The organism is Streptomyces sp. CA-243310, assembly GCF_050936775.1.
Lineage (GTDB): Bacteria > Actinomycetota > Actinomycetes > Streptomycetales > Streptomycetaceae > Streptomyces.
Genome location: NZ_JBNJMF010000001.1, coordinates 1868672 through 1885337, shown reverse-complemented (window position 1 = coordinate 1885337; position 16666 = coordinate 1868672). Strand labels below are relative to the sequence as shown.

Here is a 16666-nt window from a genome sequence, read left to right as displayed (position 1 = left end):
GCCGTGGCGGGCCGGCACCCGCGATCCCCAGGATCTCAGGCCACCGCTTCGTCGAGGCGGGCGGCCTGCTTCTCCTTCAGCGGTCCGATCACGGCGAGGGACGGCTTGTGGGCCAGCACGTCCTGCGCGACGGCCCGGACGTCGTCCGGGGTCACGGCCGCGATCCGGGCCAGCATGTCGTCGACCGACATCTGGTCGCCCCAGCACAGCTCGCTCTTGCCGATCCGGTTCATGATGGCACCGGTGTCCTCCAGGCCGAGGACCGTGGAGCCGGACAGTTGGCCGACGGCTCGCCTGATCTCCTCGTCCGTGAGCCCGTCCGAAGCGACCTTGTCCAGCTCGTCCCGGCAGATCCGCAGCACGTCGTGGACCTGGCTGGGCCGGCAGCCGGCGTACACGCCGAACAGACCGGTGTCGGCGAAGCCCGAGGTGTACGAGTACACGCTGTAGGCGAGGCCGCGCTTCTCCCGGACCTCCTGGAACAGCCGGGAGGACATGCCGCCGCCGAGCGCCGTGTTCAGCACGCCCAGCGCCCAGCGGCGCTCGTCGGTGCGGGCGAGGCCGGGCATGCCGAGGACCACGTGGGCCTGCTCGGTCTTGCGGTTGACCAGCTCCACGCGGCCGGCGGTGCGGATCCGCTTGGTGCCGCCGCGCGGGCCGATCGGCTCGGCGTCGGTGCGACCCGGTGCGCCCGCCTTCTCGAAGGCGGCGCGGACCTGACGTACGACCTTGTTGTGGTCGACGTTGCCCGCCGCGGCCACGACCAGGTGGGTCGGGTCGTAGTGCTTCTTGTAGAAGCGGCGGATCCGGTCGGCGCCGAGCGCGTTGATCGTCTCCACGGTGCCGAGGACGGGACGGCCCAGCGGGCTGTCGCCGAACATGGTCTGCGCGAACAGGTCGTGCACGCAGTCGCCCGGGTCGTCCTCGGTCATCGCGATCTCTTCGAGGATGACGCCGCGCTCGGCGTCGACGTCCTCCTCGCGGATCAGCGAGCCGGTCAGCATGTCGCAGACCACGTCGATGGCCAGCGGCAGGTCGGTGTCGAGCACCCGTGCGTAATAGCAGGTGTACTCCTTCGCCGTGAAGGCGTTCATCTCCCCGCCGACCGCGTCGATCGCGGAGGAGATGTCGAGGGCACTGCGCTTGTCGGTGCCCTTGAAGAGGAGGTGCTCCAGGTAGTGCGTGGCGCCGTTGAGCGTGGGCGTCTCGTCCCGGGAGCCCACGTTCGCCCAGATGCCGAAGGTGGCGGAGCGGACGGAGGGCAGCGTCTCGGTGACGATGCGCAGTCCGCCGGGCAGGACGGTGCGCCGGACGGTGCCGATGCCGTTCTGCCCCTTGAGCAGGGTTTGGGTACGGGCGACGGCCCGCCCCTCCGAAGAGGGGCGGGCCGTCACACGGGAACTACGCGACGTCACTTGTCGGAGTCGTCCTTGTCAGCGTCGGCGTCGGCCGCTTCGCCATCGACCACGGGGACGAGGGAGAGCTTGCCGCGGGAGTCGATCTCGGCGATCTCGACCTGGACCTTGGTGCCGACCGCGAGCACGTCCTCGACGTTCTCCACGCGCTTGCCACCGGCGAGCTTGCGGATCTGCGAGATGTGCAGCAGGCCGTCCTTGCCGGGCATGAGGGAGACGAAGGCACCGAAGGTGGTGGTCTTGACGACCGTACCCAGGTAGCGCTCGCCGACCTCCGGCATGGTCGGGTTCGCGATCTGGTTGATCGTGGCGCGGGCGGCCTCGGCGGCCGGGCCGTCGGCGGCACCGATGTAGATGGTGCCGTCGTCCTCGATCGTGATCTCGGCGCCGGTGTCCTCCTGGATCTGGTTGATCATCTTGCCCTTGGGGCCGATGACCTCACCGATCTTGTCCACCGGGATCTTGACGGTGATGATCCGGGGGGCGTTGGGGGACATCTCGTCCGGCGTGTCGATCGCTTCCATCATCACGTCGAGGATGTGGAGGCGGGCGTCGCGGGCCTGCTTGAGGGCGGCGGCCAGGACCGAGGCCGGGATGCCGTCGAGCTTGGTGTCCAGCTGGAGCGCGGTGACGAACTCCTTGGTGCCGGCGACCTTGAAGTCCATGTCGCCGAACGCGTCCTCCGCACCGAGGATGTCGGTGAGGGCGACGTAGTGGGTCTTGCCGTCGATCTCCTGGGAGATCAGACCCATGGCGATGCCGGCGACGGGGGCCTTGAGGGGCACACCGGCGTTCAGCAGCGACATGGTGGAGGCGCAGACCGAGCCCATGGACGTCGAGCCGTTGGAGCCGAGGGCCTCGGACACCTGACGGATCGCGTAGGGGAACTCCTCGCGGGTCGGGAGTACCGGCACGATCGCGCGCTCGGCGAGCGCGCCGTGGCCGATCTCGCGACGCTTCGGCGAACCGACGCGGCCGGTCTCGCCGACGGAGTACGGCGGGAAGTTGTAGTTGTGCATGTAGCGCTTGCGGGTCACCGGGGAGAGGGTGTCCAGCTGCTGCTCCATGCGGAGCATGTTGAGGGTGGTGACGCCCAGGATCTGGGTCTCGCCACGCTCGAACAGCGCCGAGCCGTGCACGCGCGGGATGGCCTCGACCTCGGCGGCGAGGGTACGGATGTCCGTGATCCCGCGGCCGTCGATGCGGACCTTGTCCTTGATGACGCGCTCGCGCACCAGGGCCTTGGTCAGGCTGCGGTAGGCGGCGGAGATCTCCTTCTCGCGGCCCTCGAAGGCCGGGAGGAGCTTCTCGGCGGCGATCTCCTTGATGCGGTCCAGCTCGGCCTCGCGGTCCTGCTTGCCCGCGATGGTCAGCGCCTGGGAGAGCTCGCCCTTGACGGCGGCCGAGAGGGCCTCGTACACGTCGTCCTGGTAGTCCAGGAAGACCGGGAACTCGCCCTCGGGCTTGGCGGCCTTGGCGGCCAGGTCGGCCTGGGCCTTGCAGAGGACCTTGATGAAGGGCTTCGAGGCGTCGAGGCCGGCGGCCACGACCTCCTCGGTCGGCGCCTCGGCGCCGCCCTTGACCAGGGCGATGGTCTTCTCGGTGGCCTCGGCCTCGACCATCATGATCGCGACGTCGCCGTCCTCCAGGACGCGACCCGCGACGACCATGTCGAAGACGGCGTCCTCGAGCTCGGTGTGCGTCGGGAAGGCGACCCACTGGCCGCGGATCAGCGCGACGCGGACGCCGCCGATCGGGCCGGAGAAGGGCAGGCCGGCCAGCTGGGTGGACGCGGAGGCGGCGTTGATCGCCACGACGTCGTACAGGTGGTCGGGGTTGAGCGCCATGATCGTCGCGACGACCTGGATCTCGTTGCGCAGGCCCTTCTTGAAGGACGGGCGCAGCGGGCGGTCGATCAGGCGGCAGGTGAGGATCGCGTCCTCGGAGGGCCGGCCTTCGCGACGGAAGAAGGAGCCGGGGATCTTGCCGGCCGCGTACTGCCGCTCCTCGACGTCCACCGTGAGGGGGAAGAAGTCGAGCTGGTCCTTGGGCTTCTTCGACGCGGTGGTGGCGGACAGCACCATCGTGTCGTCGTCCAGGTAGGCAACGGCGGAGCCGGCGGCCTGGCGGGCCAGACGGCCCGTCTCGAAGCGGATGGTGCGGGTGCCGAAGGAACCGTTGTCAATGACGGCCTCGGCGTAGTGGGTCTCGTTCTCCACTAGCGATATCTCCATTTTCGTCGTCTCCGTCCGCCACCCGTGTGGTGACGGACGGTGTTGGAGAAGCGCTCCTTGCGTGCGGGCCGGTCTTCGATCGAAGCACCCGGTTCGTTGCCCTCGCTGGGCTTTCCGGATGCCACTACCGAGGACCGGCGGCGTAGGGAGGGCGCTCCTCCTCTTCGGTTGTGCGCGTGTGCTTCCAGACTACAAAGCGTGTGGTGCGTCGCGCACGTACAGCAAAGGGAGCGGCCCCCTCAGTATGGGAACCGCTCCCTTCACAGCGTCTTTACTTGGCGCCGGCCGCACCGCGGCGGATGCCGAGGCGCTCGACCAGCGTACGGAAGCGCTGGATGTCCTTCTTGGCCAGGTACTGCAGCAGGCGGCGACGCTGGCCGACCAGGATCAGCAGACCACGACGGGAGTGGTGGTCGTGCTTGTGGGTCTTGAGGTGCTCGGTCAGGTCCGAGATGCGACGGGAGAGCATCGCGACCTGAACCTCGGGGGAGCCGGTGTCGCCCTCCTTGGCACCAAATTCTTCGATGATCTGCTTCTTCGTAGCGGCGTCGAGCGGCACGCGTACTCCTCGTTCGGGTCTTCGTGGCCACCGAGTGCCCCAGGTCGAATTCTCTGGGGATCTTCCGTGACTCGGGAGGCGGGGTCCGCTGAGCGCAGCTTCCGGAAAGTCTCCGGGAGCGCGTACACAAACGGCCGTCACACAGCGTACCAGGCTGCCGGGACTCGCCTTGTCAGCCGGTGAGGGCGCGGGCCCGGGAGTAGACGTCGAGCACGGCCAGGGTCAGCGGGACCAGGCTGAGCAGCACTGCGGCCTCGGTGAGGTCGAGCATCCGTCCCCAGAAGGGTGACAGGCCCTTGCGCGGGATGACAAGCGCAATACCGGTGAGGAGGACGGCGCCGGCGGCGACGGCGGCCGAGAGCCAGATCGTACGGAGGTCCGGGTCGCCGCGGTCGCCGTGGAGCAGGAGCTCTGCGACGAGGTCGGCCGGCGGGTGCAGGGCCAGGCCCAGGACGAGCAGGGCCACGGCGGCGAGGCCGGCGGCGAGGGCGCACACCACCTGTGAGGTGTGGCGGAAGAGCCGGGCCCGGAGCAGCATGGCGAGGCCGGTGGTCAGGGCGAGCAGCCGGCCCCAGGTGTCGTCGGAGAAGCCGAGGACCGCGGCGGCGCCCACGGCGACGGCCGCGCAGCCGCCGACGAGGCCGAGCAGCATCTCGTGACCCCGGCGGGCCTGGACGGCGATGGCCTCGGCGTCGAGGGCGGCCGGGTCGCGCCGGACCTCGGCGGCGGGATCGGTCGGGGCGCCGGTGGGCCGGGGCTCGTGGCGGTCGGGGATCTCGTGGTCGCCTGCGGAGCTCTGCGGGGCGGCGTAGCCGATGGGCAGGCGGGCGAAGCGGGCGGAGAGGCCGGGGAGGAAGGCGACGAGGCCCACGGCGGCGGGGGCGCAGACGGCGGCCGTGGCGGTGGCGGAGGCTTCGGTGGCGATGGCCGCGAAGGCGGCGAGGGTGCCGGCGGCGGCCAGGAAGGTGGCCGCGACGAAGGGGGCGTCTCCGTTCGGGGTGAGGGCGACCAGGGCGACGGCGGCGACGAGGGCGCAGACGCAGCCGAGGAGGAACTGGAGGCGGCCGGGTCCCTGTCCGGCGGCGGGGGCGACGATGCCGGAGCCGGCGATCAGCAGGTGCGGGAGGGCGGCGAGGCCGAGGGCGACGGCGGAGCCCCGGTCGCCGTACACCCGGGCGCGGACGCCGGCGGTGGCGACCAGCAGGACGGCGCCGGCGCCGGCGATGACGCCGGGCAGGCCGTGCATGTCGTGGCGGACCGGGTCGGCGTACCAGAGGACGAAGCCGAGCAGGATCAGCAGGACGGCGGCGCCGGCCAGGCCCGCGCCGCGCAGCATGTCGTCGCTCCAGCGGTGGCGGTCGCGGACGACGGCCGAGGCGACGGCGTCGGAGACGTCGTCGAAGACGGCGGGCGGCAGGGACTCGGCGAAGGGGCGCAGGCTGAGCACCTCGCCGTCGAGGACCTGCTGGGCGGCGAGGGTGCGGGCGCCGTCGAGGACGACGCCCGAGCGGCGTACGAGGTGGAAGCCGGTCGGTGCGCCGACGGGCTGGGTCTGGCCGGTGAGGCGCAGCAGTTCGGGGTAGACGTCGGCGACGGCGATGTCCTCGGGGAGGGCCACGTCTATCCGGCTGTCCGGGGCCACGACGGTGACCCTGCAGAAACCCGTCGCCTCGGCCGTACTCACCTGTGTGACCCCCCTGGTTGGCGTGTCCGACCCTGCATGTGCGCGGGTCGAGTTCGCGGTTGCGCATGCCGCGCGCGGTCACCCTACCGGGCCGCCGCGGGAGGGTCGGCAAGTAGGATCGCCGTCGCGCGGGGGAGTCCCCGTCCGTGTCCGGGACTTGGGGGCGCCGGTTGCGGCGTCCCGTCCGTTTTCAAGGGATTGATGCTCCGGTGAGCCAGATCGTCGTGAAGCGCCCGCCCCGGGCGCTACCGCCCGAAGTCCCTTCGGACGAACTGAGGCTGGAGGGACCGCCGGAGCTGCCGCGCGGGCAGCAGGAGGGCATGCTGATGCAGCTCTTGCCGATGCTCGGCATGGGTTCGTCGGTCGTCTTCTTCTTCATGCCGGGTGCGGCGCCGTTCATGCGGATCATGGGCGCGCTGATGCTGGTGTCGACCGTGGGCATGGTGATCGCCCAGCTGGTGCGTCACCGGCGCGGTACGCAGGGGCAAATGGCGGATGTGCGCCGGGACTACATGAAGTACCTGGCGCAGACCCGGCGGCAGGTACGCAGGACGGCGCGGGCGCAGCGCGACGCGCAGTTGTACCTGCACCCGGCGCCGGAGCAGTTGTGGTCGGTGGTGGCCGAGGGATCCCGGCTGTGGGAACGGCGGGTCGGGGACGCGGACTTCGGGCAGGCGCGGCTGGGGTTGGGCGCGCAGCGGTTGGCGACCGCGCTGGTGGCTCCGGACACGGCGCCGGTGGACGAGCTGGAGCCGCTGACGGCGGGCGCGATGCAGCGGTTCCTGCAGGTGCACTCCTCGTTGGACGGGCTGCCGATGGCGGTGTCGATCCGGGCGTTCTACCACGTGACGGTGTCCGGGGAGGCGGAGTCGGCGCGCGGGACGGCGCGGGCGTTGGTGGCGCAGTTGACGACGTTGCACTCCCCCGAGGACCTGATGGTGGCGGTGGTGGCCGCGCCGGGTGCGGTGCCCTCGTGGGACTGGACGAAGTGGTTGCCGCACACGCAGGTGCCGGGTCAGGTGGACGGGGCCGGCACGAAGCGGCTGTTCGGTGACGACCTGGGCGAGCTGGAGGGGTTGTTGGCGTCGCGGCTGGAGGGGCGGCCGCGCTTCAGCCGTGAGGTCTCCCCCGTGTTGGACCAGCCGCACCTGCTGGTCGTGCTGGACGGGGGCATCGTGCCGCCGGATTCGGTGTTCGCGGCGGTGGAGGGCCTCCAGGGGGTGACCGTCGTCGAGGTGGTCGCGGGCGAGCTGGACGAGCCGCGCGGCGGCTTGTCCGTGGTGGTGCGGCCGGGTCGGTTGCGGCTGGAGTCGGGCGCCGGCGTCGCGTACGAGGGCGCGCCGGACACCCTGTCGTTGCCGGCGGCGGAAGCCCTGGCCCGGCAGTTGGCGCCGCTGCGCACGGGTGGCGGTGACGAGGACGAGCCCTTGTTGGCGAATCTCGACTTCACGGACCTGCTGAACCTGGGCGACGCGGCCTCGATCGACGTGTCGCGGACGTGGCGGCCCCGGTCGGCCGGTGAGCGGTTGCGCGTGCCGATCGGTGTGGGCGAGGACGGTTCCCCGGTGATGCTGGACCTCAAGGAGGCCGCCCAGGAGGGCATGGGCCCGCACGGTCTGTGCGTGGGTGCGACCGGTTCCGGGAAGTCGGAGCTGCTGCGGACGCTGGTGTTGGGTCTGGCGGTCACGCACACCTCGGAGACGCTGAACTTCGTCCTCGCGGACTTCAAGGGTGGTGCGACGTTCACGGGCATGGGGCAGATGCCGCACGTGGCGGCCGTGATCACCAACCTGGCGGACGACCTGACGCTCGTGGACCGCATGGGCGACTCGATCCGCGGCGAGTTGCAGCGCCGGCAGGAGCTGCTGCGGTCGGCGGGCAACTACGCGAACGTCAACGACTACGAGAAGGCGCGGGCGGCCGGCGCGCCGCTGGAGCCGTTGGCCTCGCTGGTGTTGGTCATCGACGAGTTCTCCGAACTGCTCACGGCGAAGCCCGACTTCATCGACATGTTCATCCAGATCGGTCGCATCGGGCGTTCGCTGGGCGTGCACCTGTTGTTGGCGTCGCAGCGGCTTGAGGAGGGGAAGCTGCGCGGGCTGGACACGTACCTCTCGTACCGGGTGGGTCTGCGGACGTTCTCGGCGGCCGAGTCGCGGACCGCGATCGGGGTGCCCGACGCCTACCACCTGCCGTCGGTGCCGGGTTCGGGGTACCTGAAGTTCGGTACGGACGAGATGACCCGCTTCAAGGCGGCGTACGTGTCGGGCACCTACCGTTCGGGCGGGCCCGACCTGTCGGTGGGGCTGTTCCCGTTGGAGCGGCGGCCCGTGCGCTTCACGGCGGCGCCGGTGCCGGTGGTGTACGCGGCGCCGGACCCGGCGTACCTGGCGGCGCAGGCGGCCGCGCAGGGGGAGGACGCCCTGGCGGACACCGTGCTGGACGTGATCGTGGGTCGGCTGGAGGGTCAGGGCGTGCCGGCGCACCAGGTGTGGCTGCCGCCGCTGGACCAGGCGCCGCCGCTGGACCAGTTGCTGCCGGCCCTGGCCCCGTCGGCGGAGCGCGGGTTGCACGCGCAGGGGTACACGCGGCCCGGCGGGCTCGTCGTGCCGCTCGGCCTGATCGACAAGCCGTTCGAGCAGCGGCGTGAGGTGTTGTACCGGGACTTCTCCGGTGCGGCGGGCCACATGATGGTGGTGGGCGGTCCGCAGTCGGGCAAGTCGACGCTGATGCGGACGTTGATCTCCTCGTTCGCGTTGACGCACACCCCGCGCGAGGTGCAGTTCTACGGCCTGGACTTCGGCGGCGGCAGCCTCTCGTCGGTCGCGGAGCTGCCGCACGTGGGCGGGATCGCCTCGCGGCTCGATCCCGAGCGGGTGCGCCGGGCGGTCGCGGAGGTCGCGGGCATCCTCGATCGGCGCGAGGAGTTCTTCCGCGCCAACGGCATCGACTCGATGGGCACCTACCGTCGGCGGCGCGCGGCGGGCGAGCTGCCCGGCGAGGCGTGGGGCGACGTGTTCCTGATCGTCGACGGGTGGGGCGGCTTCCGTACCGAGTACGAGGGCCTTGAGCCGGTCGTCACGGACATCGCCGCCCGCGGTCTGGGATACGGGATCCACGTGGTGGTGACGGCCGCGCGCTACATGGAGGTGCGGTCCGCGCTGAAGGACCAGATGTTGAGTCGGCTGGAACTGCGGCTCGGCGACGTCATGGACTCCGAGTTCGACCGGCGGGTCGCCGCGAACGTCCCCACGGGGATGCCGGGTCGCGGTCAGGTGCCGGAGAAGCTGCACTTCCTCGGCGCGCTGCCGCGGATCGACGGTTCGCACACCGCGCAGGACCTGTCGCAGGCCACGGCGGCGTTCGTGGCGGCGGTGAAGGGGGCGTGGACGGGGGCCTCGGCTCCGGGCGTGCGGCTGCTGCCGCGGCTGCTCCACGCCGATCAGCTGCCCAAGGGCGGGGAGTACCCCTCGCGCGGGATCTCGATCGGCGTCGGGGAGACGGACCTGGAGCCGGTGTTCGTCGACTTCGAGACCGATCCGTTCTTCCTGGTCTTCGGCGAGAGCGAGTCGGGCAAGACGAACCTGCTGCGGCTCATCGCCCGGCAGATCGCCGACCGGTACACCCCCGACCAGGCCAAGCTGGTGGTCGGCGACTACCGGCGTGGGCTGCTCGGTGCGCTGCCGGAGGAGCACCTGCTGGAGTACGCGCCGATGGCGAGTTCCCTCCAGATGCACATGGAGGCGCTGGGCGGGGTGTTCTCCCGGCGGCAGCCGCCCGACGACGTGACCCCGCAGCAGTTGCGGGACCGCAGTTGGTGGACGGGCCCGGACGTCTTCATCATCATCGACGACTACGACCTGGTCGCGACGAGTCAGGGCAATCCGCTGGCCGCGCTGGTGGAGTTCCTGCCCTTTGCCCGGGACACGGGCGTCCGCTTCATCGTCGCCCGGAACTCGGCGGGGGCCTCGCGTTCCCTGTACGAGCCCTTCATGCAGCGGATCAAGGAGCTGGGGGCGCAGGGTGTGGTGCTGTCGGGTGATCCTTCCGAGGGCGACCTGATCGGCAGTGTCCGGCCGCGTCCGATGCCACCGGGCCGGGGCTACTACTCCTCGCGCAAGCGGGGCACGTCGTTGGTTCAGATCGGGCGGTTGCCGAACTCCGCGGTGTGAGGTCGGCCCGAGAAGTCGAATCGCTCCCCCGCCCGCGGCGCCGGCGTCGATAATCGGGCCGGAACGCTGCACCGCCGTCGTACGAAGGGAAGGCCGCACCATGGGGTCCCAGCAGGAGAAGGACGAGCTGTACGCGCTCGACATCAGCGGCGTCGAGTGGGAGGGCCCGCCCGGGACGAGTCCCGACGAGGAGCGGGTCGAGATCGCCAAGCTGCCCGAGGGGGCGGTGGCCATGCGGTCATCGCTGGACCGGGAGACGGTGCTGCGGTACACGGCGGCCGAGTGGGAGGCGTTCGTGCTCGGCGCCCGGGACGGCGAGTTCGACCTGCGCTGACGCCGGCGGGCGTCGGGAGACGCGAACGGGGCGCGCCCGGTGCGGGCGCGCCCCGTTCGGGCGTTCGAGGTGGGGCCCGGTGTCGGCCGGCGGCTACCGGCTACCGGCTCAGTAGGCCTCGGTGAACAGGCGCGAGGCCTTCACGTCGGTGGCGCGGTAGTCGCCCTTGCCGGCCTCGATGAGCTTGGCGACGGTGTCCAGCTGCTTCTGCATGTGGTCCGCCGCGGCCTTGTACTTCGCCTGGAGGGTCACGTACTCGCGGTGGGCCTCACCGTCCCACGTGTCGGTGACGACCTTGACGGCCTGCTCCATCTCGGCCAGGTCCTTGACGATGTTGCTCGACACGATCCGGATGCGGTCCGCCATCTGCTGGACCGTCTCGTACCGGACCCGGGTGTGGCCGGGGTCAACCATGGGCTTCTCCTTCGCGCTGGGGCATGACGGGCGGCGGGGGCGTGACCGTCGCCGCCGGCGACGCCGGGTCAGATGTTGTTCAGAGCGGACTTGTTGGCGGCGGCGAAGGTCGCGCGCACGTCCTCGTCCTGGGCGTTGCTCAGGTTCTTGGTCTGCGAGATCGCGTGGTGCAGGACCCCGAGCAGGCGGCGGATCTTGTCGTGGTCCGTGTTGATGTCCTCCTGCGCCTTGGCGAATCCGCCGGCGCCCACACCGGTCCAACCGGCGCTCACCGTCGCGACGATGTCGGCCAGTTCACGGGACTGGGTGGTGACGGCCTGGGCCGTCTCGGAGATCTTGTTGGCCGCCTTGACGACCGGATCGTCCGCGAGTCCGAAATTGTTCGTCATCCGAAGCTCCTCACTTCTCAATTCGCCGGCAGAACCGGCGGACTGCGTGGCGGAGCGGACGTTCCCGGCGCGGCGTGGAGCCGCTCATCTCGGAAGTCCCCCTCCGCTTCACGCGATCCCCCGATCACAGTCGTGAAGCTCGGCGTCACTCTAGCCACTTCACCTCACCGGCCCAACACCGGTGTCCCGCGGCTTTCATGGGCCCGTGACCGTTCACTGCAAACGGCGGCGCCGGGCGTCGCGGATGACGGTGGCGGTCCCCGCGATGACACCGATGAGGACCACGCCGATCCCGAGAGCGTACGTGCCGAGGCGCACCTGCCGTTCCTGCGCCGTCTCGGCGAGACTCAGTCGCGCGACCTCCGGGGCGGCTGCGGGGGGCGGTCCCGGGTCCGGGACGGGGGCCTTGGGGGGTTCGCTGTCCTGGGTGACCGCGCGGACCGGGTCGACGACCCCCCAACCGACGTAGTCGTCGCGGCCGTTGACGGAGCGCTCGGCGGTGTTCTGGATCTGCCAGACGATCTGTTGCGGGGTCCAGTCCATGTGCTCGGCGCGCAGCAGGGCGGCCAGGCCGGCGACGTACGGCGCGGAGAAACTCGTCCCGTTGTCGATGCACTGGCCGAAGCCCGGGACGGTGGAGACCATGTCGACGCCGGGGGCCGCCACGCCGACGAAGTCGCCGGGTTGGGAGAAGGAGGCGCGCTCGTTGTTGCGGTCGGAGGAGGCCACGGCGAGCACGCCGGGGAAGGCGGCCGGGTAGGTCTTGCGCTTCTGTCCGCCGAGGCCGTCGTTGCCCGCCGAGGCGATCACCACGACCTTGGCGTCGACGGCGCGCTTGACGGCCTTGGCGAGGTCGGAGTCCGGGCCGAGCTGGGCGTCGGTGTCCTGCGAGATGTTGATGACGTGTGCGCCCTTGGACAGGGCGTGGTCGATCGCCTTGGCGAGGGTGGCGGCGTTGCCGTTGCCCTGGCCGTCGTTCTGCCGGATGGGGATGACGGTGGCTTCGGGGGCGAGGCCGACGAAGCCGGTGCCCTCCTGGGGGCGGGCCGCGATCAGTCCGGCGACCTTGGTGCCGTGGCCCACGGTGTCGGCGGTGCCGTCGCCGCCCTTGGGGTCGACGAAGTCCTTGCCGGCTGCGATGTCGAGGGCTCCGCCGAGCTGCGGGTTCGCCCGGTCCACACCGGTGTCGATCACCGCGACGCGGATGCTCGTCCCGTCCTCGGCCTTGCCCTTGGTCCGAGCCCAGAGGGCGTCGAGGAGCAGCCGTTGCAGGGCCCACGGGCGATCGGCGATCTGCTTCTTCATGGGGAAGGTGCACTCACCGGCTCCGGAGACCCGGGAGGGGTGCGAGGCGTACGTCGCAGACGCGGGGGACGCGGCGTACGAGGGCCGGGGCGCGGCGGAGGCGCTCGCGCCGGGGATCGTGACGAGCGCGAGGGCGGCGGCGAGGAGCGCGGCCCGAGCGGCCCCGCGCGCCGGACCGGGTCGCGGGGTCCCGGCGGCACGGGGTGCGCGGGGGCGTCGCATCGGCGTTTCGGGCATCGGCGGCGTCCTCACGAGCCCTGCGGCTGGCGCGCGGAGTTGGCGTCCAGCCGTGGCCCCTTGGAGAGGAACTCGGACCACGCGATGGGCACCATGGCCGGCGTGACGGCGCCGTAGCCGAGCCGGATCTGCGCCTGGCCGGCCTCGGGACGGCCGTCGGCGGACGGGTCCTTCGGGGCGCCGGCGCCGATCTTCGACTGCTCGGCGTCGCTGTCTCCGTTGGCCTGTACGGCGTAGCGCAGGCCGGTGTCGGTGACCAGGAAGAGGGAGCCCCCGGCGGTGGTCTGCCGGCCCTGGGTCTGGGTGTAGAGCAGACCGGAGCCGGGGGTGACGTACGAGCTGGTGCCGCTGGCGGTGATGTCGAGGGGGAAGCCGGTGCCGGCCCAGGTGCTGAGGGTCTGGTTGCCCTGGCCGTCGACGGACCGCAGGACGTTGCAGACGGTGTCGCGCCGCTCGGTTCCCTCGGCGGCGCCGGCGGTCGGCGCGACGCGGTTGATCTGGGGGCCGCGTCGCTGCGGCCATCTGGCCTCGTTCTTGAACGGGGTGGCGTCCGGGGTGAGGGACTGGAGGTCGATCTCGCGGGCCTTGCCGTGCATGTCGAGGGCGTCGGTCGCCGGCGCGGAGATCAGCAGCCAGGCCACGAACTCCGATACCGGGGCGACCCGTCCGGGCAGGACCACGTAGTGCTGGGTGCCGGAGCCGGTCTGGGCGGTGAGCACCATGCCGACCTTGTTGTCGGCGGTGGCCAGGCCCTGCACGTTCGCGTTGGCGTCGGGCGTGCCGGGCAGTTGCGGGAAGGCCAGGTCGTCGCCGGGGTTGAGGGTGGCCAGCCACTGCTCGGTGACGGGCTGCGGAACGGCTCCGGTGCCGACCAGGGCGGTGGTGAGGGTGCCCGCGTCCGGTCCGCCCTCGGGGAACCGGTACTTGGTGCCGCCGGCGTCGACCAGGTAGCGCTCCTTGGCGCCCCCGGTGTTGCGGACGTAGAGCAGTTGGCCGCCGGTGACCTTGCCGGGGCCTTCCACCCGGCCCGCCTCGCGTTCGGCGAGGACGAAGGCGGCGGTCTGCACCGCCTTGCCGTCGCCGCCCGGCTGTTGACAGACCGCCCAGCGCTTGGCCTTGCCGGCGTCCGCGGCGGTGGGCAGCCGGTCGGGGGCGTAGGGGATGCCGATGATCGGGCCGCGCGGCGGTTTGCCCGCGTCGAGGATCTTGTCGTCGATCGGGACGACCTTGAACTTGGAGGGGTCCAGGAGGAGTCGGGCGGAGGCCAGGTTCAGCACCGGGTGCAGCCGCGTCTGCGCCTTGCCGTTGATCTTGGTGGACAGGACCACGTAGCGGGTCGTGGATTGTTTGCCGACGATCACCGTGGCGCCCGGCTCGTCCCAGCCCTTGGGCGCCTGCGGTTTGAACATGCCCCAGGCGCCGAAGCCCGCCAACACCAGCGCCCCGACGATCACTCCGGGCAGGACGGCGCGCAGCGGCCTGGGTGCTCCCTCCTCGGTGCCGGTGGCGGACGGTTGGAGGAAGGCAGCCACCGTACGCCGCTTCGCAAAGGTGTACGCGTTGAGCTCATCACGTCGTGATGCCATGGCCGCCTGCTTCTCCCCGCACGGCCCGGTCGGTGAGTACGGTCCCCGAGCCTCGATTGTCTGACCGGGCACCTACTATGCCTCTTGCCGGAGGCCACGCACGGGGCGGGTAGGCTCTGTTGGCCATTCGACACCCCCGTTCAAGACCCCTGGACCGCGCGATTTCAGGCGCCTTGCGGCATCAGGGCCTGTCGGGGCGGATCGAGGGGATTTCCGGATTCGGGCGGCGAGACCGCACGGCACCGGACGTACGGGGTCCGACCCCGGGATGGGGAGGTGCGCGAGTGATGGCCACCGCGACGCAGTCGCAGACGGCCCCGGCCGCACCCGCGGACGATGGGGTGACACCGCATCCGAGGTCGGGTCCGGGGCGGTTGGGTCCGTTCCGATTGCAACAGCTCGTTCTGCTCCAGGTCGCCGCGGCGGCGCTGTTGGTGGCGTGGGTGGTGGAACCGCTGCTGCTGATGCCGGCCGGCGCACTCGCGACGGTCCTGGTGGTGCTCGCGGTCGTGCGTCGGCGCCGGCGGTCCCTGCCGGAGTGGCTCGCCGGCTCCCTCGCGCTGCGGGCCCGCCGGGGCCGGGCCGCCGCCTTCGCCGTGCCGGCCGGGACCGAACCGGGACTGGCCCCGCTGGTCGAGGCCGATCCGGCGCTGCGGACCCTGACCTTCGGGGGCCGTGACCGGCGGCCGGTGGGGATGGTGGGCGACGGGACGTTCCTGACCGCGGTCGTGCAGGTGGACACGGACGCCACCGCGCTGCGGCCGGACCGGGGTGCGCGACCGCTGCCGCTCGGTCTCGTACGGGACATCCTCGAAGTGGACGGGATCCGCCTGGAATCGGCGCAGTTGGTGCAGCACACCCAGCCGGCGCCGGCGCCGCACCTGCCGGCACGGTCGATGGCCGCGCTCAACTACGCCCCATTGCAGGCCCGCACCGGCACGCCCGCGGTGCGATTGACGTGGATCGCGCTGAAACTCGACCCGGAGCTGTGCCCCGAGGCCGTCACCGCGCGCGGCGGTGGGCTCGGCGGCGCCCAGCGTTGTCTGGTGCGGGCCGCCGACCAGTTGGCGAGCCGGCTGACGGGGGCCGGTTTCCGCGCCACGGTGCTGACGGAGCAGGAGCTGACGGGCGCGCTGGCGACGTCCTCGTGCGCGAACCCGATGGCGATCACCCAGGCGGGCCGGTCGGCCGGGTCGGGTCGGCGCACGGAGGAGACCTCGCGGACCTGGCGCTGCGACGACCGCCGGCACACCACCTACTGGATCGGCCGCTGGCCGCGACTGGGCGGTTCCGGGGCGCCGCTCCCCCGGTTCGTGGCGTTGCTGACCTCCCTGCCGGCCCTGGCGACGAACTTCAGCCTCACGATGGCCCCCGCCGGGCGACAGGGCGTCACGTTGACCGGGCACGTACGGGTGACGGGGCGCAGTGACGAGGAACTGGTCGCCGCCCGGCGCGAGCTGGAGCGGACGGCGCGGGGTGTGCGGGCCGACCTCGTACGGCTGGACCGGGAACAGGTGCCGGGGCTGCTGGCCTCGCTGCCGCTGGGAGGCGCGCGATGAGGGGTACGGGTGCCCTGCGGGGCGGCTTCGGGCTGGTCGGCCCGCGCCGGGAGCGGCACGTGCTGCCGGCGGCGGAGCTGGACCTGCTGGCGCTCCCCGTCGGGGACGACGGGGTCGTCATCGGGGTGGACGCCGAGGGCAATCCGGCGGTGCTGGGCGTCAACCGTCCCACCCCGTACGAGGTGACGCTGATCGGCGGTCTCTGGACGGCGCAGGTGCTGGCGTTGCGCGCGGCGGCGACCGGGGCGCGGGTCGCGGTGGAGACCGGGCGCGCGCCGGTGTGGGCCGGGCTGGCACGGGCCGCCGGGGGCGGGCAGCAGTGCTTGACCCTCCACGAGGTGGGCCGGGTTCCGCCGCAGGGCGCGTCCGCGGGCAGCCCCGTCCTGGTGATCCGGGACTGCGGGATGAGACCCCCGCGCGGCCGGGTCGTGGCGGGGCCGTGGCAGTCGGTGCTGACCCTGCTGCCCTACTTGAGCCCGACGGCGCCCCGGCTGCTGCGGAACTCCTCGGTGGTGGGCGTGCAGCGGGTCTCTCCCGACGAGGCGACGCAGATCGGGCGCCTGATGGGGTTGCCGGCCGCGGCGGTGGACTCGCTGCCGACGCTGGGTGACGGGGTCACGCTGTGGTGTACGCCGCAGGACCGCACGTTCGTGATGACGCAGGGCACGGACACGGAGATCGGGCTGCTGGGTCCGGCGCGGCGGATCGACTGATCCGGCGCGGCGCGAAGTGCGGGGAACGGGCCGCGGTTGGCGTGCCACGGGACGTCCGGGGCTCT

12 protein-coding genes are annotated in these 16666 nt (G+C 71.8%); 4 read left to right on the top strand and 8 right to left on the bottom strand.

What is annotated here, in order from left to right:
- Window positions 1-35: 35 nt before the first annotated feature.
- From ACQEVM_RS08820 to eccD, 4 genes are all read right to left on the bottom strand, one after another.
- Entirely contained in the window at window positions 36-1415 is a 1380-nt protein-coding gene (locus ACQEVM_RS08820; protein WP_433076636.1) for a M16 family metallopeptidase, read from the bottom strand.
- A complete protein-coding gene (locus ACQEVM_RS08815; protein ID WP_433079896.1) occupies window positions 1412-3634 on the bottom strand; it encodes a polyribonucleotide nucleotidyltransferase in 2223 nt (740 codons plus the stop codon). The genes ACQEVM_RS08820 and ACQEVM_RS08815 overlap by 4 nt, the downstream gene beginning before the upstream one ends.
- 286 nt (window positions 3635-3920) lie before the next feature.
- Window positions 3921-4208, bottom strand: coding sequence for a 30S ribosomal protein S15 (gene rpsO / locus ACQEVM_RS08810; protein WP_433076634.1), 288 nt, complete (start codon window positions 4206-4208; stop codon window positions 3921-3923).
- Window positions 4209-4380: 172 nt separating this feature from the next.
- Window positions 4381-5892, bottom strand: a complete 1512-nt coding sequence (gene eccD / locus ACQEVM_RS08805; protein ID WP_433076632.1) for a type VII secretion integral membrane protein EccD — start codon at window positions 5890-5892, stop codon at window positions 4381-4383.
- Between the two features lie 209 nt (window positions 5893-6101).
- On the opposite strand from eccD, the gene eccCa reads away from it, so the two are divergent.
- Entirely contained in the window at window positions 6102-10064 is a 3963-nt protein-coding gene (eccCa, locus tag ACQEVM_RS08800) for a type VII secretion protein EccCa (protein ID WP_433076630.1), read from the top strand.
- A 100-nt stretch (window positions 10065-10164) separates the two neighbouring features.
- On the top strand, window positions 10165-10398 hold the full coding sequence (locus ACQEVM_RS08795; RefSeq protein ID WP_053683900.1) for a DUF397 domain-containing protein: 234 nt from the start codon (window positions 10165-10167) through the stop codon (window positions 10396-10398).
- A gap of 108 nt (window positions 10399-10506) precedes the next feature.
- Here ACQEVM_RS08795 and ACQEVM_RS08790 read toward each other — a convergent pair whose 3' ends face one another.
- The 4 genes from ACQEVM_RS08790 to eccB form a co-directional block, all read right to left on the bottom strand.
- Complete coding sequence (locus ACQEVM_RS08790; protein ID WP_433076627.1) at window positions 10507-10812, bottom strand: WXG100 family type VII secretion target; 306 nt, start codon at window positions 10810-10812, stop codon at window positions 10507-10509.
- A gap of 68 nt (window positions 10813-10880) precedes the next feature.
- A complete protein-coding gene (locus tag ACQEVM_RS08785; protein WP_433076625.1) occupies window positions 10881-11201 on the bottom strand; it encodes a WXG100 family type VII secretion target in 321 nt (106 codons plus the stop codon).
- 213 nt (window positions 11202-11414) lie between these two features.
- A complete protein-coding gene (gene mycP, locus ACQEVM_RS08780; RefSeq protein ID WP_433076623.1) occupies window positions 11415-12743 on the bottom strand; it encodes a type VII secretion-associated serine protease mycosin in 1329 nt (442 codons plus the stop codon).
- Between the two features lie 11 nt (window positions 12744-12754).
- On the bottom strand, window positions 12755-14329 hold the full coding sequence (gene eccB, locus ACQEVM_RS08775) for a type VII secretion protein EccB (RefSeq protein ID WP_433076621.1): 1575 nt from the start codon (window positions 14327-14329) through the stop codon (window positions 12755-12757).
- Between the two features lie 287 nt (window positions 14330-14616).
- Here eccB and eccE point away from each other — a divergent pair, with 287 nt between their 5' ends.
- On the top strand, window positions 14617-15888 hold the full coding sequence (gene eccE, locus ACQEVM_RS08770) for a type VII secretion protein EccE (RefSeq protein WP_433076619.1): 1272 nt from the start codon (window positions 14617-14619) through the stop codon (window positions 15886-15888).
- Window positions 15885-16601, top strand: coding sequence for a hypothetical protein (locus ACQEVM_RS08765; RefSeq protein ID WP_433076617.1), 717 nt, complete (start codon window positions 15885-15887; stop codon window positions 16599-16601). The genes eccE and ACQEVM_RS08765 overlap by 4 nt, the downstream gene beginning before the upstream one ends.
- The last annotated feature ends 65 nt before the right edge of the window (window positions 16602-16666 follow it).